The 18,566-nt window shown below is 44.6% G+C and carries 14 protein-coding genes; 4 read left to right on the forward strand and 10 right to left on the reverse strand.

Annotated features, from left to right (window positions below; genetic code table 11):
* Window positions 1-11 precede the first annotated feature (11 nt).
* The 4 genes from VIG27_RS11180 to VIG27_RS11195 are packed head-to-tail and all read right to left on the reverse strand — an operon-like array spanning window position 12 to window position 4,542.
* Window positions 12-1,220 carry a glycosyltransferase gene (locus tag VIG27_RS11180; protein ID WP_394522597.1) on the reverse strand — a complete coding sequence of 403 codons (1,209 nt, stop codon included), beginning with the start codon at window positions 1,218-1,220 and terminating at the stop codon, window positions 12-14.
* Window positions 1,153-1,956: a sugar phosphate nucleotidyltransferase gene (locus VIG27_RS11185; protein ID WP_394522598.1), complete on the reverse strand. Its 804-nt coding sequence runs from the start codon at window positions 1,954-1,956 to the stop codon at window positions 1,153-1,155. Before VIG27_RS11185 ends, VIG27_RS11180 begins: the two co-directional genes overlap by 68 nt.
* 16 nt (window positions 1,957-1,972) lie before the next feature.
* Entirely contained in the window at window positions 1,973-2,464 is a 492-nt protein-coding gene (locus VIG27_RS11190) for a hypothetical protein (protein ID WP_394522600.1), read from the reverse strand.
* A gap of 23 nt (window positions 2,465-2,487) precedes the next feature.
* Complete coding sequence (locus tag VIG27_RS11195) at window positions 2,488-4,542, reverse strand: aldehyde ferredoxin oxidoreductase family protein (RefSeq protein WP_394522601.1); 2,055 nt, start codon at window positions 4,540-4,542, stop codon at window positions 2,488-2,490.
* Between the two features lie 229 nt (window positions 4,543-4,771).
* Between VIG27_RS11195 and VIG27_RS11200 the strand changes: the two genes are divergently transcribed.
* Genes VIG27_RS11200 through fdhD form a run of 3 tightly spaced genes read left to right on the forward strand, consistent with a single transcriptional unit; the run spans window position 4,772 to window position 7,690 of the window.
* The gene (locus VIG27_RS11200) at window positions 4,772-5,512 is read left to right on the forward strand and encodes a LytR/AlgR family response regulator transcription factor (RefSeq protein WP_394522602.1); all 741 of its coding nucleotides are present in this window, start codon (window positions 4,772-4,774) and stop codon (window positions 5,510-5,512) included.
* Complete coding sequence (locus tag VIG27_RS11205) at window positions 5,506-6,840, forward strand: sensor histidine kinase (protein WP_394522603.1); 1,335 nt, start codon at window positions 5,506-5,508, stop codon at window positions 6,838-6,840. The genes VIG27_RS11200 and VIG27_RS11205 overlap by 7 nt, the downstream gene beginning before the upstream one ends.
* A 31-nt stretch (window positions 6,841-6,871) precedes the next feature.
* Window positions 6,872-7,690, forward strand: coding sequence for a formate dehydrogenase accessory sulfurtransferase FdhD (gene fdhD, locus VIG27_RS11210; protein WP_394522604.1), 819 nt, complete (start codon window positions 6,872-6,874; stop codon window positions 7,688-7,690).
* Here fdhD and VIG27_RS11215 read toward each other — a convergent pair.
* The 4 genes from VIG27_RS11215 to VIG27_RS11230 all read right to left on the reverse strand — a co-directional run bounded on the left by VIG27_RS11215 (window position 7,653) and on the right by VIG27_RS11230 (window position 12,576).
* Window positions 7,653-9,047 (reverse strand): ATP-binding protein, encoded by a 1,395-nt coding sequence (locus tag VIG27_RS11215; RefSeq protein ID WP_394522605.1) that lies wholly within the window; start codon window positions 9,045-9,047, stop codon window positions 7,653-7,655. The two genes, fdhD and VIG27_RS11215, sit on opposite strands and share 38 nt — an antisense overlap.
* A gap of 5 nt (window positions 9,048-9,052) precedes the next feature.
* Window positions 9,053-9,751 (reverse strand): response regulator, encoded by a 699-nt coding sequence (locus VIG27_RS11220; RefSeq protein ID WP_394522606.1) that lies wholly within the window; start codon window positions 9,749-9,751, stop codon window positions 9,053-9,055.
* 67 nt (window positions 9,752-9,818) lie between these two features.
* The gene (copZ, locus tag VIG27_RS11225; protein WP_394522607.1) at window positions 9,819-10,028 is read right to left on the reverse strand and encodes a copper chaperone CopZ; all 210 of its coding nucleotides are present in this window, start codon (window positions 10,026-10,028) and stop codon (window positions 9,819-9,821) included.
* A 67-nt stretch (window positions 10,029-10,095) separates the two neighbouring features.
* Window positions 10,096-12,576, reverse strand: a complete 2,481-nt coding sequence (locus tag VIG27_RS11230; RefSeq protein ID WP_394522608.1) for a heavy metal translocating P-type ATPase — start codon at window positions 12,574-12,576, stop codon at window positions 10,096-10,098.
* Window positions 12,577-12,720: 144 nt separating this feature from the next.
* Here VIG27_RS11230 and VIG27_RS11235 point away from each other — a divergent pair, with 144 nt between their 5' ends.
* Entirely contained in the window at window positions 12,721-13,080 is a 360-nt protein-coding gene (locus VIG27_RS11235) for a winged helix-turn-helix transcriptional regulator (RefSeq protein ID WP_394522609.1), read from the forward strand.
* 185 nt (window positions 13,081-13,265) lie between these two features.
* Here VIG27_RS11235 and VIG27_RS11240 read toward each other — a convergent pair whose 3' ends face one another.
* Window positions 13,266-15,506 (reverse strand): right-handed parallel beta-helix repeat-containing protein, encoded by a 2,241-nt coding sequence (locus VIG27_RS11240; RefSeq protein ID WP_394522610.1) that lies wholly within the window; start codon window positions 15,504-15,506, stop codon window positions 13,266-13,268.
* 347 nt (window positions 15,507-15,853) lie between these two features.
* Complete coding sequence (locus tag VIG27_RS11245; protein WP_394522611.1) at window positions 15,854-18,565, reverse strand: glycoside hydrolase family 38 C-terminal domain-containing protein; 2,712 nt, start codon at window positions 18,563-18,565, stop codon at window positions 15,854-15,856.
* Window position 18,566 lies beyond the last annotated feature (1 nt).

Below are 18,566 nucleotides of genomic sequence, written 5' to 3' on the forward strand. Positions count from 1 at the left end.
TTATGTATGTATCAGAACAATTGAAATTCTTCATTCAGCTCATCAACCACCTTTTTAAAACCAGGAGATTCCAAAAAGGATCTGCGGTATCTTGATAAATTTTTTTTCACATTTTTATCATTAATGACCTGAAGAATCAGGGCCTTTAGGTTCTCTTTCTGAAACTCCTTGGTATTTGCCATAAACAGCCTTCCGCATCCATCGGCTTCCACGACTCTTCCATTGCTGGCCTGCTCTGCATGACCGGGGCATATGATAAGGGGCGTTTCATAAAGGATGGAATCCGTGATGCTGTTAAAACCTCCATGGGAAATGAACAAAACAGACCGTTTTAATACGTTCCGGTACTCTTCCAGGCTTAAATTTTCGTAAATCGTTACGTGATCCGGTAAATTGACCTCATTTACTTTATTATTCCTGTTTCCCCCAAAGGATACCACCACCTGATATCCAAGATCTTTAGAAGCATCAATGCAGATGTCCCAATAGGTATGGCTGAAACAGATGGTCCCAAGGCTGATAAATATGGTATCTTTTTTTTCGGTGAGCGTTTCTCTATCCACAAAAGCAGGACCTACGAATTTAACATTGGGAGGGTATTTATTTCCGCCGGGATGAAACTCCCTGGAGGTCACCACCATGGTGAATTTCCCTTCCGGCTCCATAATGCTCCACGGCTTATCCACCACCTTGCCATACTGTTTTTCCAACCGCTTTATGATGGAATTGAATTTCATGATATAGGGAATGGATACCGCCGCACTTTTTACAAGGCTCAAGGTAAATGCCGGGGTCTCCTTCATCATGATTTTATCCCCCATAAAGCTGCTTACAAAATATACATAAGGGATATGAAAGTATCGGGCGGCGATTTTACCCCAAATGGCTAAGGTATCGCATATGATAAGGTCAGGCTTTTCCCTTTCCACCTCTTTCATCATGAAGGGAAGAAGTTTTTCTGTAAATGTATAAAATACATAAAGCAGATTCATAAACTGGGACTGAAGCTTTTCATCTGCCGCAAGCTTATTATAATAATGATAGAATTCATCCGGATATTTCCGCAAATCCACCCCGTCCATAGAATCAAACTTGTGGAAATACTGCTCAAAGGTATAGTAGATAAGGGTTACATCCCGCTGGGACAGTTCCTTACACAGGTTGAGCTGAGGGTTTACGTGTCCTGACACCGGAAGACTGATAAACATGATCTTTTTCAATTTCCTTTTTCTCCTTCTCTTCTAACTCTTTCATTAAAACAGTCGCCTCATATAACTGCTCGAAGGTTCCCGCATCGGTCCATTTGGAGGTTAAAATCCCGTAAGTGAGTTGTCCCTGTTCTGCATAGTGATGGAGAACATCTGTGGTCTCATACTCATTCCTTGTGCTCAATTTCATATTTTTCAAAAGATCAAATACCTCTGGTTTAAAAATCCATAAGCCGGTGTTGACGTAATTGGAGAAAGGTACCTGGGGCTTTTCCACCAGCCTGGTGATTTGGTTTTTCTTAAATTCAACCACGCCGTAGAGTTTTGGATTATCGGACTGAGTGATCAGGATTTTGGCACTGAAATTTTCTTTTTCCGTTTCAAAATCCTTTACAAAGGAAGTCAAGTCCTCCGTCACAATATTATCGCCCAGAATTACCATGAACTCGTCCCCTCTGGCAAATTCCTCCGCACATAAGAGAGCAGCTCCTGTTCCTTCATTGCCCTCCTGAATCTCATAATGAAGCTTTACTCCAAACTCTTCACCGGTTTTTAAAAGCTTGTAAAAATGCCCTAAATATTCTCCGCTTGTTACGATGAGGATATCCTTGATTCCCACTTTCGCCAGGGTTTCTATGGGGTAATAGATCATAGGTTTCTTATAAACCGGAAGCAAATGCTTGTTGGTAATGATTGTCAACGGATTCAGACGCTTTCCGTGACCTCCTGCTAAAATAACACCTCTCATAAACAGCACCTCTCTGCTAATGTATTTTTTTATTTTCCAGTTCTTTTTTGATTTGTTTTTTTAAAACGGAATATCTCCATTTCATAAAAGCCAAATGATTTGGAACCAAACACAAAACATAGTATTTATGCAGAAACTTATTTTTTCCAGACAGTATATGAACATTCTCCAAGAGGATTCCCCCATCCGCGGGGTAAAAATTAAAGTATGCCTTCCCTCGCATGGGACCGCCCGCCCCGCGCAGGACAATTGATTTTCCCATGATCACTTTTGTAACCTTCAATTTGTAATAAAACAAAGGCATGGTAAAACATATGGTTCCGATGCAGCCAGATTCCATCTGCTTTCGGTCAAAGCGGATCCAAAGGACCGGAATCAAGTCAAACCACTTGTGAAACTTCTCTCTGTTATATACATGATCAAAAACAATCCCTGTTTCATCCTGGGGAACGGGAATAAAAACCGATGAACGTATCTCTATTTTCTCTTTATTATCTAACCAACCCATGGGATATCCGCCTCTTTGGGCTCCTACTCGCTTCTCCTGCGGCGCAGTGCCTTCTCGTCCTGCTTTGTCATCAGTTTACAAATAAGGGAGCTCATAATCTCATTCATCTTGTTTTCTTTTTGGGTCAGCTTTGCATTCAGATCAATTTCTTTCAGCAAAGCCTGAATGGGAATCACATCATCATAATCAACCGCCTTTGCTTTTTTGATGTACCTGGAAATGCCCAATTCTTCAAATCGCTTTACGGTAGGTGCGCCCTCCGGCGTAAGTCCTCTGTACCGAAAGTACTCCGGCAGCATCCCTTCTTTTTCCCCCACCCTGATGGTCGTGTCTTTAATGAATTTATCTTCCACGTCATTTTCTTTTTTCCGTTCGGGCCAGTGATAGTCTTCCAGTTTTAAACCACATTCCAGATTAAAACCATTCTGCAGCTGGTAAATACGATCTGCGGCAGCAAACATCTCCTCATCGGTAAAATCCAGATTGAGAATCCCATTGGTGATTTCCGCAAATTCATTAAAATAGGCTGCTCCTGCACTTGGGAGTGCGGTTACAGCAAAAAGGCACAACCCCAAACAGTCAATGACATATTTATAATTTTCATGCCAGCACACCACACGGCCTTTTTTATCTGCCTTGGCAAAATTTTTCTCAGCCTTTGTTTTAAAAATATGTTTGGAAACCACCTCGGAGAAAAAGCCTCCAAATACCGAGGTAAACACGTAGCCCTTTAAGTGGTCCCCCCCTCTGGTAGAGGTAAGGTAGCTTAGGGACTTGGCTAAATGAGAATTGGAATGAAGTCCGGCAGATGACTTGCGGATACAAAATGCATACTTTTCAGCATGTAAAACAAGGGAGGCCCGGTAAGCCCCTTCTGCTGCAATGTTTCCGATCCCTTCCCTGCGGCAGATTTTATACATCAACTCTTCCACATCCTCTGCATTTCCAAACTCATACGTCTTTTCCTCATCTGCTATGATGCCTCTCTGATAACACTCCAAGAGAAACCCAATGGTAGAACCGCCTTCAATGGCATCAAATCCCAGATTGTCGCTGAGATTTTTCAAATGAAGAATGCTGGCCCAATCGAAGATCCCGTTGTAAGGACCGATGCCTGCCACCGCACCATAATCCAGCCGGTCTCCCTTTTCTCCTTTGTGCCTCCCTTCCTTGATCTCATACTCTCTGGCACACCCAACCGGACAGTAAATGCAGGCTTTTCTTTTTGTCTCGTGTTTGTATAAGAAATTCTCCGCATATAAGTCTTTCACCTTTTTGTCATCCGATGTCTGAAAATTGCGGATGGGCAAGGCGCCCTGTTTGTGATACCTCTTGATTAGCATTAACGTCCCTTGAATCTTTCCTGATCTTAAAATGACCGACGCACGGCATTTCCTGATCCACTGATCCCTGATTTCTTTGACTTTCTCCGGATTCCAAACTTCAGGCTTCCCTGTCTTTTTTTCCACTACAATGGCCTTCAGCTTCTTTGAGCCCATCACGCAGCCCATGCCGGTTCTTCCAGCCACGTGGCATTTTGACATGATAATACTTGCAAAACGCACCAGATTTTCTCCCGCCGGCCCGATGCAGGCAACTTCTGAACCTTTCCCATGACGTGCGGCCAGCTTCTCTGTGACTTCTTCCGTTTGCATTCCCCAAAGCTCTGCGGCATCTAAAAGTTCGATCTGGCCCTGTTCTTTGATGAGAACATACACCGGATGATCTGATTTTCCTGAAAAAACCAGATGATCAATTCCCACCGTTCGCAGCCGGATGTTAAATTCTCCGCCCAGATTGGAATCTCCAAATGCGTCCGTAATGGGACTTTTGGCGGTTACTGTACATCGGTTACTGGCCGGAAGCCCGCTCCCCACCCCCGGCCCAATCCCAAAGATCAATAGATTTTTTTCTGAAAGCGCATCATAATCTGCCGCATCGGAATCATACAAAATCTTTGTATTGATTCCCGGCCCGCCTATGTAATTCTTTCTAAGCTCTCTGGTGATCTCTTCTAATCTCACTTCACCAGTGGTTAAATTGATGTAAGCAATCTGATTGTCATGAATTTTTTCCACGTTGACCAGCCTCCTTGCTGTATCCGCTTCTTCGATTGATAAGATTCAATGAACTTATTTAATTTCGCATAGTATAGCATAATCGTTTTTTTTACAAAATACCTTTTCATTTTCTGCCATAAAAACAGCAAAATCTCGTATACAGTTTCTTTGGTCCTTTTTCTACAAATTTTTACAATATTATGATAAAATAACAGTAATTAGAAAAATGGAAGGAGACCGGGACTTTATGATTAGAATTGCTGTCTGCGATGACGAACCTATATTCATTGAGCAGATCAAAGCCCTGATAGAACGCACACTATCAGAGGCATTAATCTCTTACTCAGCCGATTCTTTCACATCAGGAGAAGAGTTATGCGAGGAACTGGCACGTGGTGCTGTCTATGATCTGGCCTTTCTGGATATCAGTATGAATGGTATGAGCGGAATCGAATTAGGAGACAAATTAAGATATTATTTTGGAATCAAAAAAACCATTATTATTTACATATCTTCCTATGATAACAGGGCAAAGGAAGTGTTTTGCCTGGACACCTTCCGCTTTCTGTCAAAGCCCATTGATCCTGAGCTTTTTAAAAAGGATCTTATGAGTGCCTATAAACGGTTTGCCAAAATGCAGGACAAATTCTTTTGTTTTAAGGACATCACCAAAGGACAGTGTAATCTTCCCATTGAGGACATTCTCTATTTTGAAATAACCCAGGGTCACAAAATCAATGTGATTACAAAAGACAGTCATTATGTTTTCTTTGGAAAGCTGATACAGGTATTTGAACAATTGGAGGCACAGAAATTTTTATTGATCCATCATTCCTTTTTGGTCAATTATTGCCATATCCGGCAGATTTCCTATGAAAAGGTCCAGATGTCCAATCAAACGGAATTACCCATCAGCGGCCCGAAAAGGAAGGAAATAAGGGCGAAGTATTTACAGCTTAGAAAACAAAAGGAAGAATACATATGGTAGTGATCGTTACATATTTAACCATGAATATTCTTAGGACCTACGTGGTCTATGATTTTATCCAAACGTTCCTAAAAAAAAGAAGAGCCCCTGTCTGGGCCATTGGAACCGCTTATGTGATCTATTACCTTGTGGGGGCATATCTGTACTTTAATTTGTTTAGTCCCACTTTAAATATCGTGTTTAATCTGACTATTTGCTTTTTAATCTCTCTTTTCTATAAGACTTCCGTGTTTAAGCGGATTCTTGCTTCTTCTTTTCTTTATATATTGTCGCTTGCAAGTGAAGATTGTATGGCAGCGGTGCTTGTGCTGTTTATAGGCACCAGTTTTAAAACCATCATACAGCGGGACTGTTTTGTCATTATCGGAATCATTTTTTCCAATCTGCTGATGTTCGGTCTGGTTAAATGGAGCAAAGTCTTCTTTAAAACCCAGGAAACTTATCACACAGATGTCCAGCCTCCCCGCTGGCTGGCCATATTTTTGATTCCTGCAGGAAGTATCTACATATTAAACAGTCTGACGTTAGAAATCATTTCCAATCAATCGGAATCTTCCTTTTTATTGACCACTGCAGTTCTGGTATTGCTGGTGATCAATATTTTGCTGTTTCATTTATATGACAAACTTTTATTGGAGGAGAATTTAAAGTATGAAAACCTGCTGCTCTCCCAACAGAATGATGCCTATGAAAAGCAGTCTGTTCTGGTCCAGCAGTTCCAAAAAAGTATGCGGGAAAAACGGCACAACCTACACAATCATCTGGCTGCCATATCCGGCCTTGCGGAACAGGGGCAGAAAGAAGAATTAATGGAATATATAAAAAAGCTGACGGACAATGTAAGGGCCCAGGAATCGGGGATCAACAGCGGACAACCCATCATTGACGCATTGATTAACAATAAGCTTTATCTGGCCCAGCATTTTCAGATCAAAGCCCAGGTCCATATCCGGCTTCCTGAGGTACTTAAAATAAACAAGATGGATCTTACCATTATCTTAGGCAACCTTTTGGATAATGCCATGGAAGCCTGTATGAAACTTCCAAAAGAAGAACGGGAGATTCTCATTGATATCTCAGAGCTACACGGGGTTTTAACCATACAAGTGATAAATACCTACGATGCCTCCAAGCTATGCATCAAAGACGGAAGGCCCTGTTCCACGAAAAAGGATAAGACCTGTCACGGGATCGGGCTAAATTCTGTTGACCATACCATAGCAAAATACAACGGGGTCTTAGAATATGATTACGGCAAACAGCAGGACGGGGAAAAGAACCTTTTTACCGTAAATGTTCTGTTGTATCTGCCTGACGAAGCCTGCTGACCGCACCAGCCATCGAAAAAAGGGGAATTCTATGCCAGAGACAAACCATATCAGTAAAACACACAAGATTTTATTATGCAGCACGGATACACAGTCGGAAGAATACCAGGAGATTCTTATGGAATACAAGTTATCCATCTATGTGAACCACATTCGTTACGTCAATCTCATCTGTACTCATAAAAATTTATACGAATTAGTTCTTGGGAATTTATTTACGGAAGGGATTATTCAAGAGATCTCTGAGATAAAATCTATAGAGATCGCGGAAGACGAAGGAAAAGCATACGTGGAATTAGTGACAAGCGATGTGTTTAAAGATTTAATCGGGGCAACCGAAGGAATACGAACGGTTACTACTGCCTGCGGAAAACAGCACTCTATCTCCTATTATCTTATGAACGATGGAGATCTAAAGGCATTGGACTCCCATTTTACCATCAGACTGTCAAAAATTATTACTTATATGAATGAATTTCAAAAAAGCAGTGATATCTACAAATTGACCCGGGGAATCCACTCCTGCGGATTATATGACAGCCAGGGCTTATTATATCTTATGGAGGATATTGGGAGACATAATGCGGTGGATAAGGTCCTGGGGTATGCCATGAAACATGGAATTGATTTATCAAATACCATTCTCGTCACCAGCGGAAGGGTTCCCAGCGATATGATATTAAAAATCATCAAAGCGAAAATCCCCATCCTGGTGGCCCGTTCGGTCCCTACGGATGCCGCCATTGAGATGGCCAATAAATTCAATATCACTTTAGCAGGTTTTGCAAGAGGGACCCGGATCAATTTGTATTCTAATGAACAACGGGTCCTTTTGGAAGAGATACGGTAAAACAGCTTCCTCCTTCTCTTCTACGTTCTGCGGTGACGGTTCCCCCGTGAGCCGCAACAATGGATTTTACAATGGCAAGACCGATGCCTGCGCCTCCGGTCCTTCGGTCTCTGGATTTATCCGACCGGTAAAAGCGTTCAAAGATAAGCGGCAATTCTTCTTCCTCGATACCGATCCCGTTGTCAAGGACCTTCACGATTCCGTACTGAGGGGTCTCAGAAACCAGAACCTTTATGCTGCCGCCTTTTGGAGTGTATTTTACTGCGTTGGAAAGAAGGTTTGCAACCACCTGGCTGATCCGGTCCTTATCGGCTTCCACAAATACCGGGTTCCCTTCCATCTCAAAGGAATGGTTCTTTTTCTGAATCTCCCCATTCATGGTGTCTGATACAATTTTAACAAGACCGGTCAGGTCAATCCGGGATTTTTTTAACGTCAGATTTTCACTTTCTATCCTCGCAAGCTGCTCTAAGTCTGCTACCAGGGTTCCCAACCGTTTCACCTCTTCAAAACAGCTGTAAAGCCGCTCGGGGGTCGGGTCCCACAACCCCTCCATCATGGCTTCCAAATGGGAGCTTAATGAGGTCAGCGGAGTCCGCAGCTCATGAGCCACATCTGCCGTCAGCTGTTTCCGCAAGTTTTCCTGTCTGCCAAGAGCGTCGGAAAGCTGATTGATGGCGGCTGCAAGGTCATCAAGTTCTTTGATCCTGGTTCCAGGTTCAAACCGGATGTTATAATTACCTTCTGAAATTTGTTTGGCAATGTAGGCGGTCTTTGTAACCGGCCGGGAAATCCTGCGGGCCAGGAAACAGCCCACCGCCACAGAGCAGATGCCGGACAGGATTCCTATGAAGCCAAGGACCTTATTCATGACATTGATAAAATCGAAATCTGCTTCATTCATAAAGAACGGACCATAGTATTTAATGGATACGCTTCCGGTCTTTCTTCCATTCTGGCTCAGGTCATAGGTATGGTCCACAAAACCACCCTTTGATCCCCGCTCCTCCATACGGACCGAGATTTCATTCATGATCTTTCCGCAAAGACTCATGTCGTGGTTTTGCGCATCCCATACCACGTTACCGCCCAGATCATACAGTTTTACGATATAGCCGTCATATAAGGCATTCATACCGATGGCGTGAACGTAATCAAGTTTCCAGTTCCGCTTAAAGCCATCATACTGGCCGTTTAATTCTTCCACCAGGTTTTCTCTCCGCTCCACCCCAAGCTGGGTAATATACTTTTCAAATTCCCGGTTAATCAACCAGTTGGAGAGAAGACCGATGAGAAAGATGGTCAGAAAAAGCACCAGAAAAATCGACAGTGACAGCTGCTTTCTTAAACTTTTCATTCCGGTCACCCCCCAAATTTGTATCCAAGTCCCGGAATGGTAAGGATGTATACGGGAGCTTTGGGATCGTCCTCCACCTTTTTTCTTATGTTTTTGATGTGGCTGTCAATGGCTCTGTCATATCCTGCAAAGCCCTTATCAAGGGCTGTCTCAATCAATTCTTCCCTGGTAAAGACCTTTCCCGGATATTTAATGAGGGCAGACAGGATATTGCGCTCGCTTGGTGTCAGCGTGACCACCGCTCCTTTTTTGCGGACCTCATTTTTCTCAATATCCACCACCAGATCTCCGTCTCTCCAGGAATTGTACCTGGTCAGCGGTACTAAGTCCCGTTCGGTGCGGCGGAGCACTGCCTCGATGCGGGCAGACAGTTCTTTTAATCCGAACGGTTTGATCACATAATCATCGGCTCCCAGTCCAAACCCCTCCACCACATCATTTTCCTCTACCTTGGCGGTCAGCATAATCACTGGAACACGGGATTTTCTGCGGATGGCAGTACACACCTCTTCTCCGGAAAGGTCCGGGAGCATAAGATCCAGAAGTATCAGAGAGATATTTTCTGCATCAAATATTTCCAAAGCCTTTTTACCGTTTTCAGCCGGCAATGGGCGGTAGCCTTTGCTCTCCAGAAGACGGCAGACTACCTCCAGTATTTTAGGTTCGTCATCGACGACCAGTACATTTTTTAAATTCCTTCCCATCCGCACACCTCAATCTCATCAAAATAAACAGGAAAAGGGAACTGCACCCTGGCAGTTCCCGGTTTTCTTATTCCACTACGTCGTAGCCCTGATCTTCAATTTCAGACTTTAACTTTTCCACAGGAGCTTTCTCCGGGTCATGATCCACTGCTACGGTCTTGGCTGCCAGATCCACAGACACACCGGACACACCTTCGATGGCTCCTACCGCATTCGTAATTGCTTTTACACAATGTTCACAGGACATACCTTCTACGTTGATGATTGTTTTTGACATTTGTATTACCTCCATTATTTTATATTATTTAAAGAAAACCTACTTGTTTGGTACAATGACGAGGTCTTTATCTCGTTCCTGTCATTGGTTTGAATCTCTTTAGCCGCAGCGCATTGGTCAGTACGGAAACAGAGCTTAAACTCATGGCTGCCGCTGCAAAAATCGGATTTAAAAGCGGACCGTTAAAGAGTAAATGCAGAAGACCTGCCGCAATGGGAATCCCGATCACATTATAACCGAACGCCCAGAAAAGATTCTGTTTGATGTTCCTGATGGTCTGCTTGCTCAAATCAATGGCCGTCGGCACATCCATTAAATCAGACCGCATAAGAACAATGTCTGCCGATTCCATGGCAACGTCGGTTCCGGAACCGATGGCGATTCCGATATCTGCCTGGGCAAGAGCCGGTGCATCGTTGATCCCGTCTCCTACCATGGCAACCTTTTTCCCTTCGCTCTGCAGCTTCTTTACCTCGCTGGATTTATCCTGGGGAAGCACTTCTGACAGCACCCGGTCAATTCCCACCTGTTTTGCAATGGCAGCTGCAGTTTTCTTATTATCTCCTGTGATCATAGCCACTTCTATGCCCATCTTATGCAGACTTTCAATGGCCGCACGGCTGGATTCCTTCACCACATCGGCAACTGCGACGATGCCGGCCAGCTGTCCGTTTAAGGCCACATACATAGGGGTCTTTCCTTCTTCCGCCAGACGGTCGGAGCTTTCTTCCATTCCTGCTAAGGAAATGTTTCTCTCCTCCATCAGCTTCCGGTTTCCGGCAAGAACCTCTTCTCCGTTAATCGTTGCTTCAATGCCACGACCGGTCAACGATTCAAACTGACTGGCAGTAAGAATCTCAAGTCCTGCTTCCTCTGCCCCGCGGACAATGGCCTGCCCCAACGGATGCTCAGATCCTCTTTCTGCAGAAGCACAAACCTGCAGCAAGTGGTCTTTTAAAATGCCATCTGCCGTCAGCACATCCGTCACGGTTGGCTTCCCTTCGGTAATGGTACCTGTTTTATCAAATACAATGGTCGTGATCTTATGGGCCGTTTCAAGTGCTTCTCCTCCTTTGATGAGGATTCCATTCTCCGCTCCCTTTCCGGTTCCCACCATAATCGCTGTAGGTGTTGCAAGCCCCAGTGCACAGGGACACGCGATGACCAGAACGGATATAAATATGGTAAGAGCAAACTTCAAATCCCCGCCGGTCCCAAAGTACCAGGCAATCCCGGACAACAGGGCAATGGTGCATACAACCGGAACGAAATATCCGGAAACAATATCTGCCAGCTGGGCAATGGGGGCTTTGGACCCCTGAGCGTCTTCCACCAGCTTGATGATCTGGGCCAGTGCGGTTTCGCTGCCGATTTTTTCTGCTTTGAACTGCAAGGCTCCTGTGGTATTTAGGGAAGCTGCGTAAACCGGGTCTCCCTCTTTTTTATCCACCGGCATACTCTCTCCGGTCAGCATGGATTCGTCAATGGCGGTATGACCGCTTATGACGCTGCCATCCACCGGGATCTTTTCTCCAGGCTTTACTAAAATAATATCACCGATTTCTACTTCGTCAATAGGAATCTCTTTTTCTGCGCCATCCACCAGTACAGTTGCAGTCTTTGGTGCCAGGCCCATAAGTTTTTTAATGGCTTCGCTGGTCCTTCCCTTGGATACCGCTTCTAAGGATTTTCCAAGTAAGATAAGAGTTATGATAACCCCTGCCGTCTCAAAATACAGCGAATCTACCGCCATAACGTGACCCGTTGCGATCTGAACGGTGTTATAAATACTGTAAAGAACCGCTGCCGTAGTTCCCACTGCAATGAGAGAATCCATATTGGGACTTCTCTGAATCAGGGCCTTAAACCCAATGGTATAAAATTTATATCCCACTCCAATAACCGGTATAACTAAGAACAGCTCGGTCAGCGCATAAACCAAAGGGAACTGCATGGGATCGAGTCCTGCGGGAAACGGCAGGCGGACGATCTTTATCATGGGCGCCATGGCAATATAAAGAAGGGGAATGGAAAATACAGCAGATACAATGAATTTGGTCCACAAGGTCCTTATCTCCCGCTGTTTTCTTTCCCGGTCCTCGTCTGCCGCATCCGCCTTATTCACTTCCAAAGCCTGATAACCCGCTTTTTCAATGGCACCTCGGATTGCGGATAGTCTAACGGTCTGGGGATCGTAAGTCACCATGGCTTTTTCTGTGGCGAAATTGACAGAAGTCTCTTCCACTCCTTCCAGCTTGCCGATGGCTTTTTCTACCCTTCTTGCACAGGCGGCACAGGTCATTCCGCCGATGGGAATGGTCACACGGGCATTTTCCGATTTCTCTGCGACTTCATATCCGATTTTTGTTACTGCCCCTTTAATGGCAGAAAGATCCAGACTTTCGTTGTCGTATTCCACAAACAGCTTTTCACTTGCCAGATTCACCGTAGCCTGGCTGACTCCGGAAAGCTTACGCACAGTCTTCTCAATCCTCTGCGCACAGGCGGCACATGTCATGCCTCTTATATTTAACATTTCACTTGTCATCTTGATCCACCTCACCTTTTTTTAACATCTGCCTTGAAGTTTTCTGTAACTCATGATATTATTATGACAGTTATTGTGATATTTGCAAGTATGCACTTTATTGTAATATAGTACCCAAAAAGATACTAAAGGAGGTTTTTATTTATGGATTGCAACTGCTCTGAATATCATTGCCCGGTTGACACTACTTTAAATATGATCGGCGGAAAATATAAAGCTCTTATTTTATGGCACCTGATCGACAACACGTTACGATTCGGGGAATTGCGTAAACTTATTCCGCAGGCTACCCCTAAAATGATGACCCAGCAGCTTAGGGAACTGGAAGAGGACCACTTAATCAACCGGACGGTGTACCCTGTGGTTCCGCCAAAGGTCGAGTATTCCCTGTCGGAGCTGGGAAATAGCATTCGCCCGATTCTGGAAGCCATGTATTACTGGGGCACAGACTACCTGACCCAGAATGGACTAAAAGCAAGCTGTTCCATGAAGTTTCCCCTTTAATCTAATATGAGGTAATCATTATGATCCTATGCATTGGCTCAGCTCCGTGTAAGGTTTGAAACGGACGAAACATATATTAGGGTTGGAAAAAGAAAATTTAAAGTAAAATAAAAAGATCAGGAATCCCGTTTTCATGGGACCTGATCTTTTTTTATTCTTCTATGCCTGCCTGACTGCAATCGGTTTTATTGCTCTGCCACCCCGAAATCATCCACATACACATATGCGGCCCCGGACTTTTTGTAAGCATACACGGTAGCATTAACGGCTCCGGCCCCCGTAGTAAAAGGGATTTGGACCATCGTCCAGTCTGTACGGTCCGATGTTTGTGATACCTTGGTACCTCCAAAGCCGTTTACACCAATTTCAACCTGCTCTCCCGGGTCTGCCTTGACCCAGGCAGTGCATACATAGGTGGTATTCGGACTCAGCCCTGTGACCGTCTGCTTGATGCCATCTTCCCCGGTTCCCAGTCTGACACTTTTTGAACCGCTTCTTGATGCAGATACACCGGCAGCTGTTTTAGAATGTGTCGGCACCCATGGGGAGATGACTCCTTTCTCCAAGTCGGACTGCCTCACCTTATTGATGTAAAGGACACTCACATCTTCAAAAACCGGATCAGGCGGGAAAGAGAAATCATGTCCGGGAGTCCACTTGGACCCACCGTACTCATATGCGCCAATATCCGGCCCCGAGCCGGCATAATCACCGGTGATTCCAGGGATCACGACCCCGGCATCAATCGCCGGAGAAGCAGCTTTCAAACGGAAATCTCCTGCTGCAGGGTTCTCAAACAGGGGATCGGTACCAGAAGTAATATTATTTCCTTCTATATGAGTTCCTGGAAGGGTAAACGCGGTCGTAAAGATATTGTTGAAGATTCTGTCCCCATACATATCTGACTGAAACTTACTTCCCCAATATCCAATATTTCCGTTATTGTAGGTGGTATTGTTATAGATCAGATTAAAATTACTGGGAGTATTCAATCTTATCCCTGTATAATTTCCCCAAACAACATTGTGATGTACGATATAATTCTTGCTTCCGTTATCCAGATAAATACCGGTGCCGGAATAATTTTTTGCCAGATTATCATGGATATAATTGTGATGAATGACCGTCCCCTGCCCATCCCAGGCAAATTCATAAAGGATTCCGCAGTCCTTTGTCAGCTTTCCTGCATTGTACAGATCATTATACTGTATCCGGCTGTTTTGGGTTGGCATAAAAATCAGATGCCGTCCGGCATTATATACCGTATTATGACTGATCAGATGGTTTGCTCCCAGAAGATAGATGGCTGGGATATCTGCTGCCGAATAATCTGCTTCATGAATGAGATTATTAATCAACTGATTCCCTGTTCCCTGTATGCTCACCAGATTTCCGGAGCTGTAGGTCAAAGTACTGTCTCTAAGTTCATTATTGGTTCCGGACATAAATATCCCGGTACTGTATTGCTTTGTAACATCCGAATCGTGGCTGATGTATTCTCCCTTTAAATCCGAAACCTTACAGGAATTAGAACCAGCCATTTTAATGCTGGAAGCAAAAATGTTAATTCCCGTAATATTTATATAGGAACGGGAGCTTAAATCAAATGCATACGTCCGCTTCTTTGCTTCTACGGTCAGGTTATTGGGATTTTCTCCCCCAGGTGCCCATAAATAAAGCCGGTCGGTGGGGCTGTCATAATACCATTCTCCTGGGCTGTCAAGGTCGTTTAAATCACCGGTGATATAATAGTTGTTACCGGCTGCGGCCGGAATCTCGATTGGATCAAAGGTAATGGAGCCTGGATTTGAACCTGTAATGGTGCTTTGGTAAGATTTATAGCCTGTTCCCGAAACACACCATACCGTTTTGCCAACCCAGTATCCAGCTTTCTGTGTCAGACTCTCATCTTGAATCATGGAAGCTGAACCGGAATCAACGGAGGCAAATGTGGCATTCATGGGATTTTGTTGGGCTGAATTGGGCCATCTCGCTTGTATTTGCATTTGTTTGTTGACAAATATCTGATCTTTGGTTCCAAGGGAACCATTCATGGATGCATAATAGATGGAACCGGAATCTTTTACCCAGTCTGTGACCGGATCGGCACCAGAAACGGTGACGGTCTCTCCTTTATAAGCCTGAAAGCTTATGGGCTTTGCAGAAGTTCCCGAGGTTTTCATGGTTACGGTTTCCCGGTAGGTACCGCCTCGTATGATACAGGTGTCTCCGGCTTTCATGGAATCTGCTGCCTTTTGAATGGTTTTCCATGGATTTGCCAGGGTTCCGGTTCCGGTAGCGTCATTGCCTGTTACAGAAACGTAATAGGAGGAAGCTGCTTCTACCCTTTCTCCCCCTAAACAAAAAATAAATAAATTAATTAACACACTTACGACGAAAAACATTCTGCCTTTTCTCTTTTTCAAACTCTGCCTCCTGTAATCTCTTCATTTTCAGATAAGGCTTATTCCTATGGACTTAAATTCACTGATACCAATATTTTGATACCATAATCCATAGATATCTGTAAGCCTTGTTGTTTTATCGGCTTACAACCGGTTACAGTTTATGTTTTTCCGACAATGCAGGAGATATTTATCATTTTTTTAACAAAGTTTCTCTGTTATATAAACAATCCAGACATTTCATGGAATCGCTTTGACCGATGAGTCGTTCTTTCAGAGATTCAGGATGATTTCGGGTGAAACGTAAATAGCCTTGATGCGTTTGATCCAGCAGCAAGGCTATGACTTACAAATGTTAAAAAGTTGTGTTATTTTACATAGATCGTTACAAATTTACAGTGGGAAAGTTCCTTTACCTTTATGGTGTTATTGTGAATCTCGATGCTCTCTTTCTTTTCCTCCAGAAGATTTGTATAGTAAGCCTCCGTAATATCATAGTTAAACCTTATTTCATCCCCCAGAGTTTCATGATCCTTGCCATTAAATAGCCGGATAATGATCCCTTCCTCATTCTCTGCCTTTTTTATGGCAGAAACTACAAGCCGGCCTTCTGTTTCAAACAGGGAACCAACCGCAGGCTTTCTGCCTTCTGGCTCCCTTTGGGAAAAAATAAGCCTGCCATTTAAAAATTCTCCATAGGCGTAGACCTGGACCGGCGTATTATAAGCTTTCGCCAAAATGTCAATATTGGAACCATTGATATGGGAATTGTAAATGGTGAATCCAAAGGAGAAATCCATTTTCTTTAAAAGCTGGGCATCGGGAGTCTCTATGATGCGCTCACCACTGGCCCTTCCCGGCCGGTAGAGCAGATTCTCCTTCCCCATGAAACCGTAAGTGCGGAACAGAGTAAGGCGTATTTTCCGATCCTCCAGGACTTCATATTCTCTCACCCCCTGGGGAATCACAGCAATTCCCCGATTCCCGTCCGTGAGGGAAACATAGGATTGTGCGGGTTCAATGGGAATAGGCGGCTCCTGCCAGGAAGACGGGTTGTTTGCCCAGTTGGCAAGCTCTTGAACGCCTGCTTTCGTACCTGAGCTTTCCTTCTGACTCTCCAGATACAGATCCATTTCCTCTTTGTAATGGTTTTTTCTCTTAATCAGGCCAAACTGTTGATCTGCATAGTTAAAACTACGGATAAGCAGGCTGTCGAAAATCACGCAGAGACGATGGGAAAGACCTTTGTTATCCACATGAACATTAAAATCAATGACTTTTTCTCCCTGCTTTAAGCCTACGGTCATCGTAACCGGGAGAATGGTGTCAGCCACCTTTTTGCTTCTGGACTCTAAATCTGCCGGCACCTTCATGTGATAGGTGATGATCGCCCTTCCATAGATGCCGCTGCTCTCCAGGAAAGCCTCAAAGGGTCCATCCGTGGAAAATATCTCCATATCCTGTCTTGGAGGAGAATAATTAAAGCTGTCACCGTCATCTCCATTTTCCACCAGCACCGCCTGATTCTCATAGCATATCCTGCTCTCCTTATCCAAAATGGTGAGGGAACCGTTTGCGGCCACTGAAATAAAGTAATATTCATTTTCCAGGGTGTCTTGTTTCATCATGGGACAAGCGCTGGTGACGGTTCTTTCAAGACTGTACCGGGCATATCCCAGAGCCGGAAGCTCTGAGGTTTTAATGGCTATCACTGCTTCCAGCACCCGTTCAGGAACATAGAAGCTTCTGGAGGGATCCAGGCGGATCGTCTGAGAAAGAACATAGTCGGTTAAATCTCTGGACGATACAAGGGTATAAGGAAGCGTCGTTCCCTCTTCATCCAGTATCGCAAAATCTTCTCCCGGAACATAGATCTTTGCCAGCACTACTCCGTCCCGTTTCTGGGGAAGGGTGTTGATCATGGTAATGGACATATCCCCACGCTTCTCTATGCCGGCAGCAATCAGCCGTGTATGAAGCTCTGCCAGATTGACGGAAATATCCCTGGCCTGCTTATAGCGCATGAAAACATCCTCGTTGGCCGTATCGGACATACAAGAGCCTATGGAATCGTGGGCAGCATTTTCAAAGAGTAGCTTCCACACCTCCTCCACGGCCTTGCGGGGATACTCATTTCCCAGTTGGTCTGACAATGTGAGCAGCGGCTCCAATACATTAGTCACGTAATTCTGAACCTGGGTATTGAGCACCTTCAAATCAGACCGCGAGGAAAAGATAGACTTGTGGATCCGCATATGCTTTGCGATCACCAGTTCTCCGGAAACCTCCTCCAAGTCAGGTTCTTCCTGCTTCACATCCCGGATATAATCCTCAATACAGCTTATGACATATTCTCTTTCAGGATCTTTTTCGTTCCTCTCCTTGATCAGCTCAGGGAGATTGGTACGGATAGGTGCCTGGTCAAAGCCATTGGGAAAGTAGATGTTTTTTGTGCTGCTTCTCTTCCCCGCCTTCTCAATGCACTCCTTCTGCCAAAATATCTCACTTTGCTCCGGATTCTCCGGTATGCTTCCGCCGATATAATAGCCGAAGGGAATCTGTGTGGCAAAGACCAGGCTGCCGTCGTCTCCTCTCCAGTTAAAATCCGTATGATTTACCATATCATCGCTGACTCCACGCCAGAACAAGGTATCCTCTATGCCAAATTCCCGGTAGATCTGGGGCATATTTCCAGCCTGACCAAAGGAATCCGGAACGTACCCCACCTTCATATAGCCGCCGAACTCCTCACAGCATTTTATCCCATAATATAAATTTCTGACAATGCTTTCGGCGGAAATGACCAGTTGATCAGTCTGGGTGTACCAGGGACCCACGATCAGCCGCCCCTCTTTTACCAGCCTGGTGATCCGCTCTTTATCCTGAGGCTGCCATTTGATATAGTCCTCCAAAAGGGAAGCCTGTCCGTCGAGCATAAAGTATTTAAAGTCCGGGTCTGCCTCCAAAGTAACCAGCACATCCTTTAGATCCTTCATCAGATAGACCTTTGACCTGGAGGTGGTGAAATACCACTCCCTGTCCCAATGGGAATGGGGCACCACGTGTATTTTCTGCATCATA

Origin of the sequence: Lacrimispora sinapis (assembly GCF_043633585.1) — a bacterium.
In the GTDB taxonomy this organism is placed as follows: domain Bacteria; phylum Bacillota; class Clostridia; order Lachnospirales; family Lachnospiraceae; genus Lacrimispora; species Lacrimispora sinapis.

Coding starts and splice junctions, on each gene's coding strand:
- VIG27_RS11185 (WP_394522598.1), bottom strand. CDS start 1,956: ATGAGAGGTGTTATTTTAGCAGGAGGTCACGGAAAGCGTCTGAATCCG.
- VIG27_RS11190 (WP_394522600.1), bottom strand. CDS start 2,464: ATGGGTTGGTTAGATAATAAAGAGAAAATAGAGATACGTTCATCGGTT.
- VIG27_RS11230 (WP_394522608.1), bottom strand. CDS start 12,576: ATGACAAGTGAAATGTTAAATATAAGAGGCATGACATGTGCCGCCTGT.
- VIG27_RS11215 (WP_394522605.1), bottom strand. CDS start 9,047: ATGAAAAGTTTAAGAAAGCAGCTGTCACTGTCGATTTTTCTGGTGCTT.
- VIG27_RS11245 (WP_394522611.1), bottom strand. CDS start 18,565: ATGATGCAGAAAATACACGTGGTGCCCCATTCCCATTGGGACAGGGAG.
- VIG27_RS11200 (WP_394522602.1), top strand. CDS start 4,772: ATGATTAGAATTGCTGTCTGCGATGACGAACCTATATTCATTGAGCAG.
- copZ (WP_394522607.1), bottom strand. CDS start 10,028: ATGTCAAAAACAATCATCAACGTAGAAGGTATGTCCTGTGAACATTGT.
- VIG27_RS11220 (WP_394522606.1), bottom strand. CDS start 9,751: ATGGGAAGGAATTTAAAAAATGTACTGGTCGTCGATGACGAACCTAAA.
- fdhD (WP_394522604.1), top strand. CDS start 6,872: ATGCCAGAGACAAACCATATCAGTAAAACACACAAGATTTTATTATGC.
- VIG27_RS11235 (WP_394522609.1), top strand. CDS start 12,721: ATGGATTGCAACTGCTCTGAATATCATTGCCCGGTTGACACTACTTTA.
- VIG27_RS11205 (WP_394522603.1), top strand. CDS start 5,506: ATGGTAGTGATCGTTACATATTTAACCATGAATATTCTTAGGACCTAC.